The 18,024-nt window shown below is 48.1% G+C and carries 15 protein-coding genes and 1 tRNA gene; 9 read left to right on the top strand and 7 right to left on the bottom strand.

Features of this window, described 5'->3' with window-relative positions; genetic code table 11:
• Positions 1-135: 135 nt before the first annotated feature.
• Together AC0J5I_RS01170 and AC0J5I_RS01175 are read right to left on the bottom strand one after the other, a co-directional pair.
• The gene (locus AC0J5I_RS01170) at positions 136-1,518 is read right to left on the bottom strand and encodes an MATE family efflux transporter (protein WP_475302443.1); all 1,383 of its coding nucleotides are present in this window, start codon (positions 1,516-1,518) and stop codon (positions 136-138) included.
• A 251-nt stretch (positions 1,519-1,769) separates the two neighbouring features.
• A complete protein-coding gene (locus AC0J5I_RS01175; RefSeq protein ID WP_475305770.1) occupies positions 1,770-2,588 on the bottom strand; it encodes a MurR/RpiR family transcriptional regulator in 819 nt (272 codons plus the stop codon).
• A gap of 146 nt (positions 2,589-2,734) precedes the next feature.
• On the opposite strand from AC0J5I_RS01175, the gene AC0J5I_RS01180 reads away from it, so the two are divergent.
• The 4 genes from AC0J5I_RS01180 (at position 2,735) to AC0J5I_RS01195 (ending at position 6,764) form a co-directional block, all read left to right on the top strand.
• Positions 2,735-3,424 (top strand): N-acetylmannosamine-6-phosphate 2-epimerase, encoded by a 690-nt coding sequence (locus AC0J5I_RS01180; protein ID WP_475302447.1) that lies wholly within the window; start codon positions 2,735-2,737, stop codon positions 3,422-3,424.
• Positions 3,425-3,436: 12 nt separating this feature from the next.
• The gene (locus tag AC0J5I_RS01185) at positions 3,437-4,945 is read left to right on the top strand and encodes a PTS transporter subunit EIIC (RefSeq protein WP_475302451.1); all 1,509 of its coding nucleotides are present in this window, start codon (positions 3,437-3,439) and stop codon (positions 4,943-4,945) included.
• 236 nt (positions 4,946-5,181) lie between these two features.
• Entirely contained in the window at positions 5,182-5,865 is a 684-nt protein-coding gene (locus tag AC0J5I_RS01190; protein ID WP_475299477.1) for a helix-turn-helix domain containing protein, read from the top strand.
• Positions 5,862-6,764: an IS3 family transposase gene (locus AC0J5I_RS01195; protein ID WP_475299478.1), complete on the top strand. Its 903-nt coding sequence runs from the start codon at positions 5,862-5,864 to the stop codon at positions 6,762-6,764. Before AC0J5I_RS01190 ends, AC0J5I_RS01195 begins: the two co-directional genes overlap by 4 nt.
• Before the next feature lie 210 nt (positions 6,765-6,974).
• Here the strand turns inward: AC0J5I_RS01195 and sstT are convergent, their stop codons facing one another.
• Positions 6,975-8,195, bottom strand: a complete 1,221-nt coding sequence (sstT, locus tag AC0J5I_RS01200) for a serine/threonine transporter SstT (protein ID WP_475302455.1) — start codon at positions 8,193-8,195, stop codon at positions 6,975-6,977.
• Positions 8,196-8,412: 217 nt separating this feature from the next.
• Between sstT and AC0J5I_RS01205 the strand changes: the two genes are divergently transcribed.
• The 4 genes from AC0J5I_RS01205 (at position 8,413) to AC0J5I_RS01220 (ending at position 11,506) form a co-directional block, all read left to right on the top strand.
• A tRNA-Ser gene (locus AC0J5I_RS01205) sits at positions 8,413-8,502 on the top strand.
• Positions 8,503-9,502: 1,000 nt separating this feature from the next.
• Positions 9,503-10,123, top strand: a complete 621-nt coding sequence (locus tag AC0J5I_RS01210; RefSeq protein WP_475302459.1) for a class D sortase — start codon at positions 9,503-9,505, stop codon at positions 10,121-10,123.
• An 11-nt stretch (positions 10,124-10,134) separates the two neighbouring features.
• A complete protein-coding gene (locus AC0J5I_RS01215; protein WP_475302461.1) occupies positions 10,135-11,052 on the top strand; it encodes a hypothetical protein in 918 nt (305 codons plus the stop codon).
• Between the two features lie 40 nt (positions 11,053-11,092).
• Positions 11,093-11,506: a hypothetical protein gene (locus tag AC0J5I_RS01220; RefSeq protein WP_475302465.1), complete on the top strand. Its 414-nt coding sequence runs from the start codon at positions 11,093-11,095 to the stop codon at positions 11,504-11,506.
• Positions 11,507-11,652: 146 nt separating this feature from the next.
• On the opposite strand, the gene AC0J5I_RS01225 is transcribed toward AC0J5I_RS01220, so the two are convergent.
• The 3 genes from AC0J5I_RS01225 to AC0J5I_RS01235 all read right to left on the bottom strand — a co-directional run bounded on the left by AC0J5I_RS01225 (position 11,653) and on the right by AC0J5I_RS01235 (position 13,354).
• Complete coding sequence (locus AC0J5I_RS01225; protein ID WP_475302470.1) at positions 11,653-12,045, bottom strand: hypothetical protein; 393 nt, start codon at positions 12,043-12,045, stop codon at positions 11,653-11,655.
• Complete coding sequence (locus AC0J5I_RS01230; protein WP_475302474.1) at positions 12,042-12,557, bottom strand: Panacea domain-containing protein; 516 nt, start codon at positions 12,555-12,557, stop codon at positions 12,042-12,044. The genes AC0J5I_RS01225 and AC0J5I_RS01230 overlap by 4 nt, the downstream gene beginning before the upstream one ends.
• A gap of 179 nt (positions 12,558-12,736) precedes the next feature.
• On the bottom strand, positions 12,737-13,354 hold the full coding sequence (locus tag AC0J5I_RS01235) for an SIR2 family NAD-dependent protein deacylase (RefSeq protein ID WP_475302478.1): 618 nt from the start codon (positions 13,352-13,354) through the stop codon (positions 12,737-12,739).
• A gap of 489 nt (positions 13,355-13,843) precedes the next feature.
• Here AC0J5I_RS01235 and AC0J5I_RS01240 point away from each other — a divergent pair, with 489 nt between their 5' ends.
• Positions 13,844-16,420 (top strand): vitamin B12-dependent ribonucleotide reductase, encoded by a 2,577-nt coding sequence (locus AC0J5I_RS01240; RefSeq protein ID WP_475305773.1) that lies wholly within the window; start codon positions 13,844-13,846, stop codon positions 16,418-16,420.
• Positions 16,421-16,636: 216 nt separating this feature from the next.
• Here the strand turns inward: AC0J5I_RS01240 and AC0J5I_RS01245 are convergent, their stop codons facing one another.
• On the bottom strand, positions 16,637-17,884 hold the full coding sequence (locus AC0J5I_RS01245) for an MFS transporter (RefSeq protein ID WP_475302481.1): 1,248 nt from the start codon (positions 17,882-17,884) through the stop codon (positions 16,637-16,639).
• Positions 17,885-18,024 lie beyond the last annotated feature (140 nt).

The raw sequence follows: 18,024 nt of genomic DNA on the forward strand, positions 1-18,024 counted from the left end.
TCTCTCATCGAACAGTATACCATTTTTAAGCAAAGCATGTGAAAAAAATCCGTCTCTTTTTCAGAAAGAGGCGGACAAATTGAGGATTATTAAATTTTTGAAGGAAGCACAGGTCGCACTTTTTCTCGAGCTAATTTAAGCCAGCTTCATCTTTTTCCATTTACCGGAGCGGAAGCGCATCGCAATCAGGAACCACCGGATGATCTGATCCAGCATGACGGCCAGCCAAGCTCCAAGGATGCCCAGTCCAAGCACCTGAACGAAGAAGGTGGCGGCTGCCACCCGGATAATCAATATTCCCAAGAAAGTCGAGATGAGCGGGAAAATCGTATCCCCTGCTCCCCGCAATGAACCCGCGACGATCAGTTGATGCGACTGGAAAGGTTGCGTGATGGCCGCAACCCGGATGGCGATTGCGGCATTCCGGATGATTTCCGGATCACTGGAATAGAAGCTGACGATGTACTCGGCGCCGAAAAAGAAGGCCACTCCGAGAATCGCGCCCCACAGGCTGCCGATTTTAGCAGTCCGCGAGGCGTATTTTTCGGCCAAGTTCGCGTCCCCTGCTCCCAGTGCCCTGCCGACCAGGGCGGAAGCCGCAATCCCGAAGGCTTGGCCGAGCGTGAACGACAGCGACAGGATGTTCATGCCGATGTTATGGGCGGCAAAGACGACTGTCCCCAATCCCGACACGATCTGGATAAATAGAATCATCCCGGAACGCAACGCCAATTGTTCCAGTGCGGAAGGCAGTCCAATTTTCGCCAAACTTTTCATCGTTTTCATCGAAAAGTGGAAAGGATGCGCGAAGGAATAATTCAGCTTGCTCTTGCCGGAACGCAAGTAACGGATCAGCAGGAAATTGGCCACTAGATTAGCAATGACTGTCGAAATCGCCGCGCCCTCAATGCCTAAAGCCGGAATTCCGAAAAGTCCATAGATCAGTAAGGCGTTACCGATGACATTCAGGAAATTCGCTTGCAAATTCACCCCCATCGGGATCTGCGTTTCGCCGATTCCGCGCAAAGAACCGGAAATGCTGAAATTGAAGGATTGCAACAGGTAACTGATGCAGATGATGCGGAAATATAGTCGCCCGACTTCAACCGTATCGGGTTGTGCGCCCATAAAGATCATGATTTGGTCAGAATAGACAAAGGCGGCCAGGGCCAAGGGGGCGGAAAGGATCATGCTGATGATCATGACATGCTTCATGACGTTTTCCATCCGGTCATGTTTTCCGGCTCCGAAATAGCGGGCGATCAAGGCTGTTCCTCCGATATTCAAAGCCTGGACTACAGCCAGCCCTAGGAACAGCGGTTGGTTCGTCACCCCGACCGCCGAAACGGCCGCCGCGGCATAAGTATGGTCTGCGATGTTCCCCAGCATCATCATGTTGATCATCCCGAACAACGAACTCAGGACCAGTTCGATCAGAACCGGCCACGCGATGTTCATGATTTCCTTGTTGATCGGACTTTTCAGCTGTTTTATGTCCGTTTGCTTCTCTTCCCCCATAATCAACCTCCTACGACTCGTGCTCTGATGCAAAGTACCGAACACTCATTTGTCCATCCTCGTTCTTCCATCCAGTATAGCATATTTTTGAGCAACTATTCTTTCCAAAAGTTTCTGTTCAACAAAGTGTTACAATCGACCTATTGCTTTTCAACCATGTAAAAATAGCGCGCCTGCCCATAATATAATTACACTATGGGCTGCGTCGCTAGTGACTGTTGCAGAGACGAGTGGATAATGCCGCTGCAAAACTAATCCAATATTTTATCAATAACGGAACGCAATACCTTTTCCCGTAATTCGACCGTTTTGATTTTATTCTTTATTTCATATCCCCGTACCAAAGTCTCCGAAATATACAATTGTGAAATTTTCCCGGCCAGCGATCCGCCATCAAAAAATTCTTCATTGGCAGTTTGCAGGACAATGTCACCTAATTCAGCAATCGGCGAGGATTTGAAATTGGTAATCGCAACGATAGGCGTATGGTTTTCTTTGGCTATTTTCAAAGAATCGTGGATATCCTTGGTACGACCGCTCAAAGAGAAACAGATCACGAGATCTTCCGGTCCCAGCAATGCCAAGGCATGAGCTTGAAAATGCGGATCAACGATATGGTTTGCATGCACCCCTACCCGGAGCAACATCTTTTCCAATGAAGCTGCCGACAAACCACTCGATCCAACTCCAATGATATATATCCGTTTTGCCTTGGTAATGGCTTCAATTGCTTGCAGGACCACTTCCGAATCGAGCAACTGCCGAGTCGATTCCAAAACTTTGATTTGGTTCTCCAAAATTCGGTCATAAAATTGATGGTCATTATCCCCTTCATATTGACTGGTGAATTCCTCTTTGGCGATGGCGATTTTCAAGTCAGAAAAACCATTAAATCCAATCTTTTGGGAGAAACGGATTAGAGTAGCATCCCCTACCTTCACCGCTTCAGTTACATCCTTCATTGTTTGATACACGGCTTGTTCTTTGTTCGCCAGCAAATAATCGGCAATCCTTTTCTCGGATTTCGTCAACGCATGGTATTTTTCTTGGATCAGGTGAGCAAGTCCCATAAAGTCAGTCCTTTTCATGTTTATGTCTCTCATTATACACGAACTTTTAAAAATGCAAATTACCTATTTACAAACATGAAAGCGTATGCTATATTTCATTTACGGAGATAAACTCCGGAATAAAATAAATAACGGAGGAAATATCCATGAAGAAGGAAGATTTCATCAACAAAGTCCGTGGCGGCATCATTGTTTCTTGTCAAGCGCAGCCAGGGGAACCTTTATACACAGAAGAAGGCGGCATCATGGTTTTGATGGCTCTTGCAGCTGAACAAGCTGGTGCAGTCGGGATTCGCGCTGAATCGGTGAGGGATATTCAACAGATTAAGGAAAGAGTTGATTTACCGATCATCGGGATCATCAAACGTGATTATCCCCCTCAAGCACCATTTATTACGGCTACCATGAAGGAAATCGATGAATTGGTTGAAACGGGTGTTGAAGTCATTGCATTAGATTGCACTTTGCGGGAACGCTATGATGGCAAAACAATCAATGCCTTCATCAAAGAAATCAAGGAAAAACATCCCGATCAATTGTTCATGGCGGATATTGCCACCTTTGAGGAAGGCCTCAATGCTTTCCAGGAAGGAATCGATTTTGTCGGCACAACGCTAAGCGGTTACACTGAGGAAAGCATCAAACTGGATGGGCCGGATATCGCCTTGATGAAAAAATTGGTAGAAGCAGGTGTGGATGTCATCGCTGAAGGTAAAATCCATACGCCTGAACAAGCCAAACTAATCCAGCAAATGGGTGTTGTAGGAATCGTCGTAGGAGGTGCAATCACACGGCCAAAAGAAATAGCGAAACGTTTCATTGACAATTTAAAATAAGGAGTGAAAAACATGTTTAAAAAATTCTCTCAAATTGGAAGAGCTATGATGCTCCCAATCGCCATTTTACCTGCTGCCGGCCTTTTACTTGGTTTTGGTGGCGCATTGACCAATCCAAGTACATTGGCTGCTTATCCTTTCCTTGACATTGGCTGGTTGCAAGTGATCCTGAGCATCATGAGTTTTGCCGGAAATGCCGTCTTTGCCAATTTGGCGCTCATCTTCACCATCGGGGTCGCTGTCGGTCTCGCGAACGGAGATAAAGGGACTGCTGGTTTGGCCGGCGGTGTGGGTTACGTTGTTTTCGTCGCAACCATCAGTGGTTTTCTGCAATTATTTTCCGCAGAAGGTGCTTCTATCGACACTGGGGTTGTTGGTTCAATAGCTGTCGGAAGTACCGTTGCCTTCCTGCATAATCGTTATCGTAAAATCGAATTGCCGCAGTTTTTGGGTTTCTTCGGAGGCTCGCGTTTTATTCCGATTGTAGCATCATTTGCAGCTATCATTCTTGGGGCATTCTTTTACCTGATTTGGCCACCGATCCAAGGCGCACTGACATCCGCCGGTACAGCCATCGCAGCTATGGGCAGTTTTGGAACCTTCTTGTACGGGTTTTTGCTTCGTTTGACAGGCGCGGTCGGTTTGCACCATACGATATATCCGCTGTTTTGGTATAGCTCTTTGGGTGGAACCGAAGTTGTAGCGGGTGAAACCATTGCTGGTGCCCAAAACATCTTCTTCGCACAATTGGCTGATTCAAATCATACTGGCCTTTTCACTTACGGAACTCGTTTCTTCGCAGGTCGTTTCGCTACAATGATGTTCGGTTTGCCGGCTGCTTCTTTGGCGATGTACCACTCCATTCCGAAGCAGAACCGCCAAAAAAATGCCGGTCTGTATTTCAGTAGTGCTCTTACTTCATTCTTGACCGGTATTACCGAACCACTTGAATATATGTTCTTGTTCGTCGCACCTTGGTTGTATGTGGTTCATGCCTTCCTTGATGGTGTTTCCTTCTTCGTTGCTGACTTGTTGAGCATCCGTATCGGAAACACTTTCTCCGGTGGACTGATCGACTTCTTGCTGTTTGGTCCGCTGCAAGGAAATGCAAAAACAAACTGGGTATGGGTAATCCCGGTTGGTATTATTTGGGCATTGATTTATTACATCGTATTCCGCTTCTTTATTACGAAATTTAAAGTGATGGTGCCTGGTATGGATGAGTCAGAATCTGAAGCAAGCGTTCAGGTCACGTCTTCCGGCAAAGCTTCTACTTTAAATGATGAAGCGCATATCATCATTGAAGCATTAGGAAATGATGCGAATATCGAATCCGTCACTGCTTGTGCAACCCGTCTGCGTGTTTCTGTGAAGGACGGTTCGATCGTAGATAAAAATTCCATCAAGAATCTCGGAGCAACTGCTGTTTTCGAAGTCCAAGGCGGCATCCAAGCTGTATTCGGTGGCAAGGCAGACTTGCTGTCACAAGAGATTAATCAGATTTTGGGAACTGAAGACTGAATCAAATAAATACTTAGTGAACAAGAAAGGGCTGTGTCAAAACCAGAATAGGATTTTTTGGTTTGATACAGCCCTTTCTAATATGAAATTGAATTAACGCCCAGTGATCACCCATCAAAGCCATTTTGGCGGGGAAACCCTGTCACCGAACATCAAAAAATAGGCTGTCTCATTGTGATATGCTACCTCTATATAGGACATTGAATTATTTCAAGTCTTATATGGGGGTTTTTTCTATGTCTAAAAGAGCTATGAAATTATCTGTCGAAAACAGAGTCAACATTGTCGAGCAATATGTGAGAAATGAAATCGGTATATCAAGGGCAGCACAGAACGCTGGAGTATCTCAAGAGACCATTCGCAATTGGATTAGACTTTATGAGAACGGCGGTCCATCGGCCCTTTTACCGGTAAAGAAGAACAGTCATTACTCCAAGGAGTTAAAGTTGGCAGCCGTCACGGACTATCTGAACGGCCTGGGCAGCATGATTGAAATCGCCAAAAAATATGGTTTGCGGAGCAAAACGCCACTGCAGAACTGGCTAAAGGATTATAATACTCATAAAGACTTCAAAACAACCAGTGGAGGAAGTACTATGAGCAAAGGTCGGATAACAACCATAGATGAGCGTTTAAAAATTGTGTTGGACTGTTTAGAGAATGGAAAAGATTATGGTGCTATGGCTATAAAATATCAAGTCTCCTATCAAAACGTCTATCAATGGGTAAAGAGATATGCGGAATTGGGAGAAGCAGGGTTGGAAGACCGCCGTGGGCGCAGGAAAGGGACAATGCCCAGCCGGACTCCCGAGGAATTACTTCAAGACGAATTAGCACGTTTAAAACGCGAAAATCAACGTCTAAAAATGGAACTTGATGTAACAAAAAAATTCCAAGAATTAGAAAGGAGGAATCGTTGAGCGAAATAAGAAAACAAGCTGAGTACGAAACCATCAAGCAATTCCATACAGAAAAAGGTTATCCGGTGCAAGTTATGTGCGAAATCTTACATGTGACACGCTCCGCTTATTACCGCTGGCTTGAGCAACCACAAAGTCCAAGGGAAATTCGCAACAACCAAATCGCTGAAGTGGCAAAACAGATCCATGAAGAACATGACGATATGGGTCATCGTCGGATACGCGATGAGTTGGAATATACCCATGGCATGATCATCAGTGACAACCGCGCCCTTCGGTTATGCCGTAGTCAACAAATCCAATCCCGAATCAAACATCGTGCGAATAGCATCACCAAAGGTGCACAGAATCCGTATCATATCGCCGAAAATCGCCTCAACCGGAACTTTCGTGCAGACGCACCAAATGAAAAATGGTTGACCGATGTGACCGAATTCAAGTATTACGAAGGACCGGCAATCAAGAAAGTATATTTGAGTGCCATTTTGGATCTTTATGACCGTCGAATTGTCGCATACATAATCAGTGATCAAAACGATATGCCGCTAGTCCTCCAGACTTTTGATGCAGCCATACAAAATGAGCCAGAAGCTCAGCCGTTGTTCCACAGTGACCGCGGATTTCAATATACAAGTAAGCAATTCTGTGCGCGTTTAAGCGAGGCTGGTATGATACAAAGCATGTCCCGTGTCGCTCGTTGTATTGACAATGGCCCTATGGAAGGGTTTTGGGCGCTCATCAAGCGTGAAAAATATTACCGTCGCAAATTTACGAGTCGTTCCTCTTTGATTGATATGATTCACAACTATATGGAATATTACAATAATAGACGCATTCAAAGAAAGCTGCATATCATGACTCCGATGGAGTTCCATGACCAGTATTTCGAGGCAGCCTAATGACCCCTCACGTTTTGTGAGGGGAGCGGGTTGTGCTTCGCTCATAAAACGTGTGGGCCGCCAAGCGTAAGCGCGGCAGATATATATATGCAAAAAAACTGCCCCCACATTACGGGGAGCAGTCTGTAAAACTGTTTAAATATTTTACTGTCCTATTGACGGGTGGCATACCATTGCGAGACAGCCTATTTTTTGATGTTCGGTCTTTAATCAGGCTTTGATGCCTTCTTTGCGTCGTTTAGCGAATTCTGCAGTCGCCGTGAAGAGAACATCTGTCGATGAGTTGAGGGCTGTTTCGAATGAATCCTGCAGGACTCCGATGATGAAACCGACACCGACTATTTGCATGGCCACATCGTTGGGGATGCCGAACAGACTTGCTGCCAATGGGATAAGCAACAGCGAGCCACCAGCAACACCCGATGCCCCGCAAGCACTGACCGCTGCAAGGATGCTAAGGATGAAGGCTGTCCCGAAATCCACAGGGATACCCAGCGTATTGACCGCTGCCAAGGTAAGGACGGAAATCGTAACTGCCGCGCCGGCCATATTGATGGTCGCGCCAAGCGGAATGGATACGGAGTAAGTGTCTCTGTCCAGTCCCAAGTCATCACACAGTGTCATGTTCACGGGAATGTTCGCAGCAGAGCTTCTTGTGAAGAAAGCTGTGATACCACTTTCCCTCAAGCATCTGAAAACGAGTGGGAACGGATTGGAACGGATATAGATGTAGACGATGAGCGGGTTGATGATCAACGCCACGAACAGCATACAGCCGATCAAGACCGCAAGTAGTTTCCCGTAGCCCAGCAGAACACCGATTCCGCTTGTCGCGATGACATCGAAGACAAGCCCCATGATTCCCAAAGGAGCGAAGGCAATAACGATTCTGACCATTTCCGTCAGTGCATCAGAAACATTTGACAGCATCAGTTTGGTTGAAGCTGCGGCATTCTTCAAAGTAAACCCGAGCATAAGAGCCCATGACAAGATGCCGATATAATTGGCATTGTAGAGCGCCTTGACTGGATTGTCCACGACGTTCAGAAGCAGTGCCTTCAGGACTTCCACTACACCACCTGGAGCTGTGACGTCCTCGGCTCCGGCCCCTAATGTCAAAGTCACCGGGAAAATGAAGCTTGCGACCACTGCTACGAGTGCCGCCGAGAAGGTTCCTAAAAGGTAGAGCACGATGACAGATTTCATGTTCGTCTGTTGGCCTTTTTTGTGCTGCGAAATCGCGGATGCAACCAAGAAAAAGACAAGCATCGGCGCAATTGCCTTCAAAGCACCGACAAACAGCGCTCCAAAAATGGTAATCGGCTGCGCGGCGTCCGGCATCGTTACACCAAGGATGATACCTATAATCAGACCGACGATGATACGTTTGACAAGGCTCAGCTTGTACCAGTGATTTAATAGTTTATACAATTCAAATTCCTCCTGATGTATGTAAAAAATTACAATTAAATGAGTACGCAGAGTTCCATATTACCATAATTTAATCCCTCGCGGAAGAAAATCGTTCAGTTTCCGGTTTAGCGCAATACATCAACAGGACCCCTCTTAAAACTGTTTCTGCCTTTTTGGGTAGTTTTTGAAAATTCCTCTTTTCTGATCGTCCGAAAAGCGTTATAATGTCATTTATGGAGAATTACTCAAGTCCGGCTGAAGAGGACGCACTCGAAATGCGTTAGGTGTCGAAAGGCGCGCGGGGGTTCGAATCCCCCATTCTCCTTAAAAACTTTTAAATATTGTCCGACAAAAGGCCAGCACTCCCGACATGGGATGCCGGCCTTTTGTTTTGTCGAAATAAACCTGCTTCCCTCTATTTTATGTTGACATGGGTGCCACTTCAAGTGCTAGTCTGAAACAAATACGGATCGATTACGTTCTGAAGACTACCGAAAGAAGGTTGCGTAGTGGCAGAAGAAATGAAATTGACGATTGACAGCATCGCCTATACTGCCGTCATCCGAGATAAAACGGTCATAGATTTTTTAGGCTTTCAAGGACCGATCGAGATTCAATAAAAAAGATTTTCCGATCAGGAATACTACACACCTTTGCCGAAGCCGACACACCCAAAAATAAAGAAAGCGCACTGACAATCATTACATCTGATTTTCAGTGCGCTTTTTTGTCCTTCCATTCGAAATTGAACAATTGCTCTTATTCTTTAAGAGCGGATATTTTTTTGAATTATCTCTTATCCACATCTTGCCCCAAATGACAGGATTCCATGGATACTAGCACTTTCTTACATTAAGACTTAAAAATGATGTTGTAGCAAGGTTTATAACCGTCATTTGATACTGTATGAGGAGTATAGGCTATTAATACAATTACGGTAGAAGTCGATTAGATTCTAGTCCCATAAGACTATATACGGTAGGTATCATGATATCCATGGAATAATACAATTAAATTCGAAAGTAAAATGTCATTTTCTGTTTCTTTGTATTTTCCAACAAATACTGAATAGAGGGAAATCTATTTTTTTGATAAAATCGCAGATTTGTTGGAAATAGGAATAGTTTTAGAAAACAGGCTACTAGGCTAAATTTAGAAAATACCCTGAAACATATTGGTTAAACCCTCATCTCACGTAAATACTACGTGCTGGTTTGCCTATTTTTCGCGGAAACGACATGCTCTGCATCACCTTAAATGAATGGAGTGGAATGATGGGGGAAAAAATAAGTCAAAAGAATCGGGCAAAGCGAAGGAAGATCGGTATGCTGATTGGTATCCCGGCACTGCTTTTCGTATCCGGCATTACGCTACTTTCCTTGGCTTTTTTTGATAATATTTCCAATGCTTTTTACATGTCGCGTATGTTTTTCCCGCAAGAAGTCGCTATCGCTCAGACGAATCTGAACGATAGCAGTGTGATTGTGGAAGAGACAACCACAGTGAACCAACTCACTTTCCCGAAATACGGGGATGAATATGGGACTTTGAGCGTGGATGCGGCAGGCATCGTCTCGCCTGTTTTCGTCGGCGACGGTGCACCGCAATTGTTATATGGCGCCGGCCAATATTATGGTTCCGTGTTCCCGGGAGATATCGGAAATACAGTCATCACCGGGCATGCCAATTCAGTCTTCAAGACGCTGGGAGAAGCGCAGATTGGCGATGTTATCCGCCTGGAGCTGACCTACGGAACCTATGTGTATGAAATCAGCAACATTGAAATCAAGAGCAATACCGATCAAAGTATTCTGGCACCTTCCGAAGAGCAAATTTTGACGCTTTACACTTATTATCCTTTCGACTACATCGGTAACACACCTGACAGATATGTCGTGACCGCAAAATTGGTCGAAGGCAAGTCACTATCGGAAATCAATTTTTAAGGAGCGTCGTGATGCGAAAGATAAAGAAAATCGGCAGAGTCACCCTCAGCTTTCTCCTGATGTTTGTAGTGGTTGGTTTGATTGGAGCCATCTTCATGAAGCAAGTCCTAATGAGCGCAAGCGACCTAAATCAACAGTTGGAAGACAGCTCCTATTACGCCAAAGTGGAGGAAAGCCTGATCGCCAAATTCAGGACGTTGAGCCTAGAAACATCCATACCAGAGAAAGTCTTTGTGGAAGCCGCGATGGACCAAAATGGCCTGCAACAGCTTGCCCGCACGAACAATGAACAAGCACTCAACTATCTGATTGATCCTGACGCAACTTACGCAACGACGATCGATCGCATCATATTCGTGGAACCCGTGACGACTTATGTTGAGAGTTATGCCGCAGAACACAACCAGCCTTTCGATGAAAGCTTGCAAGCGCAGACGGATACTATCATTGAAGAAGCCACCACCATTATCGGTAGCCACACTACCCTGTTCGCTTTGGACCAGGTGATTGCCTACCCACAATTCCAGACCGTCCGGAAAATCCTGCAAACCGCTCTTTCCTATTTTTATCTCGTCCCGCTAACCTTCTTTTTGGTTGTCGGAGCCCTCGTCGGCTTGAACTGGAAACTGCCTCACCGCTCCTTGATTTGGATCGGTAGCGGTTTAGTTTCAGGATCTGCCTTTGTCATCATCCCCGCAATCGTGGCGTTGAGTCTTAAGATTCCACAGCGCATAACCGTTTCAGCGTATTATATCAACACCGCCCTGCGTACGTTGGCTATGCATTACATAACATTCTTGCTGGTCTCCGGAGCACTGATCTTCTTTTTGGGGATAGCCTGCCTTGTTGGCTACAGTTTGATCAGCACGGCCAAGCGAGCTGCCTACCGCCAAAATCGTGCCACCAAGGTCGAAATGAAACAATACTGATTCAGCCTCAGGATAGATACACTGAAAGGAGGTGAAAAATATGAAAAAAACCATCGTATCTCTTTTGTTTGCATTCGTGTTGTTCTTCGGACCGCAAGCGAATGTTGCTGCTGCAACTGAAAATGATATCATCAAAACTTTGGTAACAACCAACTTACCATCCAATTATGTGCAGCAAGCAAAAAATTATTTAAGGTCCAATGATGTGACTGCTGTAGAAGCAAATCAAATCATTGTCCACATAAATAATGCACAAACTATCGTGAATGCACGTGGAGCGAAAAGTGTGAATCAACTTACGAAAGCTGATAAAAAAGCCCTTCTGACTGAACTTACTGCAACTGCTGCTGTGTTGGATATTACTGTTGCTGTGACTTCAAAAGAAGTTGTTTTCAGTGGTGCAGACGGAACTGTTGTCGCTGCTTTCCCGGTTAAGGGAAATGGCGTAAAATAGACTGGAAGCTTAAGAGCACTTAGCCGAGTTTGTATTGACGCTTGTAAAACACCCCCGCTTAGACGGAGGCTCCATTATGGGCCTCCGCTAGGCAGGGGTGTTTTTTTTCTTGGCAATTTCCAGGCCGGGATCGCAGCTCCGCTCAGTCAGAACAGCCCCCCGGAAAAATCTCGGTAAGCTGCCTTCACTTCCGCATAGAGATCTGGGTAGGCTTCACTCAAGGAGGACAGGATTCCGATCGCAAGCTGAGAACTGTGGATCGTCTGAATTTTATGGACGCGGATATAGGAGACGTCCGCATTCAGGCTCAGTTTGGGGTAGCGGTCCTTTTCGACTTTGATGTCGTGGATGGGGTCGATGTTTTGGCTCGTCGACACTTTCGAAATCGGAAAGGCTGTGAAGTCGCACGGCAACGTATCATATTCCGCACCGATGATCAAAAACGGGCGCGATTTGAAGGCAATTTTGTCTGTTTCAAGGTCATGGTAGGCAAACCGGGTCTTCACGATGGCCCCAATATAGGCTTGCGTTTCGTTCATGGCTCCAGCACCTCCCCTTCGAATTCCTCCAATTCATCCAGATAAACATCGAACAACGTGTCATAGATCCTCACTTTTTTCGCATCCTCGCGGATATCTGCAAGTTCTAGCTTTTGGGGTTGGGCAGGATCTGCCGCTGGACCCGTTCTGCTGTTGCGCCAGGATGTTTCGCGGCGCGCCAAATCCGACAAATACCAGCCTTCGTACTGTCCGTAGGCAAAGACTACGCGGTCCAGGATGAATTGTTCGCGCTCCGTCAACTTTTTCATCTCCAATGGTTCGAAGGGATCGTAGCCTTCCTCGAAGAAGAAATGCAGTTCCGGGAGCACCGGTCCCTCTTTCCAGCCTTCAAAGCTTTCCTCGAATAGCGGCTCCCCTACCACAGCCAGACATTCCCGCTGCGCGAAATAAAGCAGCGCCTGCAGCTTCAGCTCATTGTCGCCGAACCGGGCTGCCGTATGATTTTCGTAGGAATAGACCAAATACTTCGCCAGCTGATTCAGTTTCGACATAACGACTTCCCCTTTCATGAATTCCCTTTTTGTTTCAGCACCTTTTTATTCATTTTTCAAAAAATTCTTGCCAGACTTCTGCCAAAAAGACGCCTACATCTGTCTGGACGGCCAATTGGAAGGTCAGCGACTGCGGTACGGGCGTCCGGTTCAGCAACACGGCGTAAGGGCCTTTGAAATTAATGGACGAAGCTCGCGGCCGGGTAGACGGCCAACGATGTGCCGATGACGACAAGCATGTCAGCGGCGCCGATCGCTGCAGCTGCGCGCTCCATCGCCTCCTCATTGAGCATTTCGCCGTAGAGTACGATATCGGGACGCACCATTCGGCCTTGGGGATCGCGCTGGATGCCTTGCGCGTCCATGCTGATTTCGGTGGCATCGGCGGGGTCGCCCGTGTCGAACGTCCGCCATCTTGACCCGTTGCCGTGCAGTTCGATGATTGCGCTGCTGCCGGCGGACTGGTGCAGATTGTCGATGTTCTGGGTGACGACGGTGACTTCTTTCCCTGTATCTTCGAGCGCCGCAAAGAAGCGGTGCGCGGCGTTCGGTAGCGCCTGCGAAAAATCGAAATGCGCCGCATAATTGCGGAAGAAAAGCTCGGGGTACGTCTCCAGGAAACCGATGCTGAGCGTTTCTTCGCCAGTGAAATGGCGGCCGCTCAGCCTATCGAACAGCCCGCCCGCCGAACGGAAATCCGGGATGCCGCTCTCTGTGCTGATGCCCGCCCCCGTGAACGCGACGATGCGTTGCGATTGGCGGATCATCTCCGCGAAGTGTTCTTTATCATTATTCATGCTCGAGCTCCTTTCTTTTGTTGTTCTTACTGCTTTTATTATAGCTTTCGGAAGGGTTGACTGGGTACTATTTCGCATTATGGGCGGGGTGGATTTGTTAGGGTGTTCGGATTCGGATAATTGCTTGCCCTCTTGGCTGTAAGGCATTCGTTTTGTCCGGAACAGTCGACATGCACGCCCTATCTCGGCTGTTCGGCATTCATTCTCTCCGGAACAGTCGACATGCATGCCCTATCTCGGCTGTTCGGCATTCATTCTCTCCGCATCAGCCGACGACTCTATCCCGATACACAACGTCCTCTTCTTATTGGCCTATATATATTTATAAACGTATCCCCTTCCATCCAAACAACGTTTTCATCCATTTGCATGCTCCCCCCCCTGACTGTTCCCCTTGATTTATCTGGTGAACAGAATTAATATATATAGTATGAGAAACAATCAGATAGCACAACATCTAGTGTTTTCACCATAGATAAGGGAGTGATTATTGTGGATGCAACAAAGACCACATTTAAAGCAGGGTTCGAAAAATTGAACAAGGACATCGAGCGGTTCCCGCATGTGTTTCCGATTACGGAGGATATGCACGTGACTTATGAGGGCGTGTCACGCCTCGTCATGTTGGATCGCTATTCCTACAAGGATTCCACCAAGGAGACCCTGTCCGAAGGCGATATCGTGATTCTGACTGTCAAGGAGGACCCGAAATATCCGGCCCGCGGAACAGGAACCGTTCTTTCTGTAAACCACAAGGAACAGACTGTCCGCATCAAAGTGTCTGAGGAATACCAGCACAACATCGATGACTTCGAAGTCGAGGAAGGTGGTATCGTGACGCGCCGGATCCTGACGTTGGACAAACCGCTTGAGCTTTTCTACGAACAGATCGCGATGCGCAACGCGCACGGTCTGGCCGAGGTCGAAATCACGCCGGAACTGCGCCATGAAGCATTCTTGAAGTTTTACGAAGAACAGAAAGCCTTGAACTTCATCCCGGCCGGGCGCGTGCTCTACGGCGCCGGCTCCGGTACCGATGTGACCTATTTCAACTGTTACGTCATGCCTTTCGTGCCCGACTCGCGCGGCGGCATTTCCGATCACCGCAAAAAAGTCATGGAAATCATGAGCCGAGGCGGCGGCGTCGGTTCGAACGGTTCGACGTTGCGTCCCCGCCACACGTTGGTGAAAGGCGTCAATGGCCGCTCTTCCGGTTCCGTTTCCTGGATGGACGACATCGCCAAATTGACGCATCTGGTCGAACAAGGCGGTTCCCGCCGTGGCGCCCAGATGATCATGCTGGCCGATTGGCATCCGGACATCTTCGAATTCATCATTTCAAAGATGCAGAATCCGCGCATCCTTCGCTACATCATCGAGAATTTTGAGGATGAACAGATCCGCATGTTGGCGAAGGAAAAATTGCATTTTACGCCATTTTCGTCCAAGGACATCAACATGTATACCGGCATCGTCAACTACAAACACATTCCCGGGCATGGCGGTTTTGACGCCTCGGTCGTCCATGAAGCCGAGAAGAAATTGCGCGATGGAGGCACCTACACCGTCAACAATCCCGAATTTCTGACCGGCGCCAATATTTCCGTCTGCATCACGGACGACTTCATGGATGCCGTGATGAGGAATGAGGAGTATGCGCTACGTTTCCCGGATGTGGAGCACTACAACGAAGCAGAGATGGCGCACTACGATGCCGAATGGACCAACTGCGGCGATGTCCGCGAGTGGGAAGCTGCAGGCAATGCCGTCAGCACCTTCCGGACCATCCATGCGCGCGAATTATGGCGCCTGATCAATGTCTGCGCCACTTATGCCGCTGAACCAGGCATCTTCTTCATCGACAACGCGAACAAGATGACGAACGCAACCGCCTACGGTCAAAAAGTCGTCGCCACCAATCCATGCGGCGAGCAGCCATTGGCAGCTTATTCCGTCTGCAACTTAGCGGCAGTCAACTTGGCCGAAATGGTGAACAAGGATCTGCAGATGGTCGATTTCGCCAAATTGGAACAGACCGTCCGCACCGGCATCCATATGCAGGACAACGTCATCGATTCCACCCCTTATTTCCTGGAGGAGAACAAAAAACAAGCGCTTGGCGAACGACGGATTGGCTTGGGGATCATGGGCTTGGCTGACATGCTGATCTATTGCGGTGTACGCTACGGTTCACTGGAAAGCCTGCAACTGATCGATCAAGTATTCGAAACGATCGCCGTGGCGGCCTATGAGGAAAGCATCGAGTTGGCGAAAACGCGCGGCAGCTTCCCGTTCCTGGTCGGACAGACCGGAAAAGAGACGCAGATCCTGCGCGAGCGTTTCATCAACACTGGCTACATGAAAAAAATGCCGGAGCATGTCCGTGAAGGCGTCCTGAAATATGGCATCCGCAACTCGCATTTGTTGACGGTGGCGCCGACCGGATCGACAGGCACGATGGCCGGCGTTTCCACCGGTTTAGAGCCCTACTTCTCGTTCACGTATTACCGCAGCGGGCGTCTCGGCAAGTTCATCGAAGTGAAGGCGGATATCGTCCAAGAATATCTGGATCGTCATCCGGGTGCCGATCTGAACCAGTTGCCTGATTATTTCGCGACCGCCATGACGCTTGCCCCTGAAGAGCACGTCGATGTGCAGACGACGATCCAACGCTGGGTCGACAGTTCTATTTCAAAAACGGTGAACACGCCGAAAGGCTACACCGTCGATCAAGTCGAGAAAATCTACGAACGTCTTTACCTGGGCGGAGCCAAGGGCGGTACGGTCTACGTCGACGGCAGCCGCGATTCGCAGGTGCTGACGCTGAAAGCCGAAGAAAACGTCTGGGATGACGAAGCCAAGCTTGAGGAAGAGAAAGAGCACGTCAAAATCAACAAGGACAAGACTTTCCTCGTTGATTCGATTGCCAGTCTCGCGTCCACCGATGTCACGATCGGCAACGAAATCGGCGATACCTGCCCGATCTGCCGACAAGGTACGGTCGAGGATCTGGGCGGCTGCAACACATGCACGAACTGCGGCGCACAGCTGAAATGCGGATTGTAAACTAATCAAAAGAAGAACCCGTCTGATTTTTGGACGGGTTCTTCTTTGTGGTTTGCCGACAATTATGCTTTGCTGCTCGTCTTGCGCTTCAGTGTCCGATAAACATAAAGTATCGGACAACCGCGTCGCGTTTGGAGCACTGCTTGTCCGATAAACGCATAGTATCGGACAACCACAAAAAAGAGCTGCCCAATGCGGCAGCTCCAGTCTTTAGTTTCATTCTTTTCCGGTGTCCGAAGGTTCCGGTTTCCCCGCTTCCAGCAAGACCCGGTCGCGGATGGCGAAGAAGGTTACGACCATCAGGAACACCCCCGATACGGCCATCAGGATTTCGATTGCCATCCGGTCCGCCAGCGGTCCGAAGATCAGCATCCCTAGCGGCATCATCGAGCTTGCGACCATGCTTTGGACGCCGAAGACGCGGCCAAGGAAATCTTCCTCGACTTTTTCCTGCAGCAACGTCATGCTCGGCGCGTTCAGGAGAGGGATGACGAGACCGACGAGACCCATCAGGAAGAGGTAAATCCAAAAATTCGGGATCACGCCCATCCCGAAAGTGCACAGGCCCATCGCCCCGATCGCAAATGCGATTGAATGGATCCGGTTCTTGAACCCTCCCCATGACGCAATCCAGAGGCCCCCGCCTATCATCCCGATGGAAAAGGCGATTTCGATCGCCGTCAAACGCCAAACATCTTCACCGAATGAACGCGCGACCTGCAGCGGGGAAAGAAACGATACCGGAGCTGCCATCAGGAAAGCTAAGGAAAAATACAGGAACAGCCTTTTGATGAAGGCGTGATTTTGGATGTAGCTGAAACCAAGCTTCATGTCCTCCAGATAATTACTGATCTGTTCTTGGCTGGCTTTTTCATGCGTAGGGACTTTCAGAAGGAACACCATAATAGCGATCGCCAAAGCCGCAGTCACGATATCAATCATGAAAATACCTTCCATCGGCGCAAATTGGTAAAGCGCGCCGCTGATCATCGGGGAAATCAGCATGACGACGGCCTGGACGCTGCCGTTTAGTCCGTTGATCCGGGTCAATTCCTTTTCCGGAACGATCTGAGGCAGGATGGCGCCGACCGCCGGCATCTGGATGCCCGCACCGACTGCGCGGATGGCCGATGTCGCCAGCAGAATCCAGATTGAACGTTGCCCCGCTAAGAACAGCAGGACGAGCACCAATGTCGAGAGTGCGGTGATGCCATCGGAAAAGACAATCAGGCGTTTCCGGTTATAGCGATCGGCCCATACCCCGGCAAAAGGAGAGATGAAGAAAGTCGGCAGAAAGCCAAAAATGGTCGATAAAGTCATGATGACGCCGGATTGCGTTTCCAAGGTCAGGTACCAGAATATCGTGTATTGGACAAGTGACGAGCCAAACAGGGAAATCGTCTGGCTGCCCAAAAAGAGAGCGGTTTGACGCTGCCACTTTTCATATTTCATTTGCTTGATCACACAGTTTGCACTTCCTTGCTGGAGAAACGGTTTTTTTCCCCTGAATGACTGCGTCAACCGTCCTTTTCGGAATCAAACGGCTGAACGTATGTTTCCATTCATGTTATACTATTCTTAACAAAAAGTAAAAGGATTGAAAC

The sequence above is a fragment of the Trichococcus sp. TS_SC_9 genome (assembly GCF_056156325.1).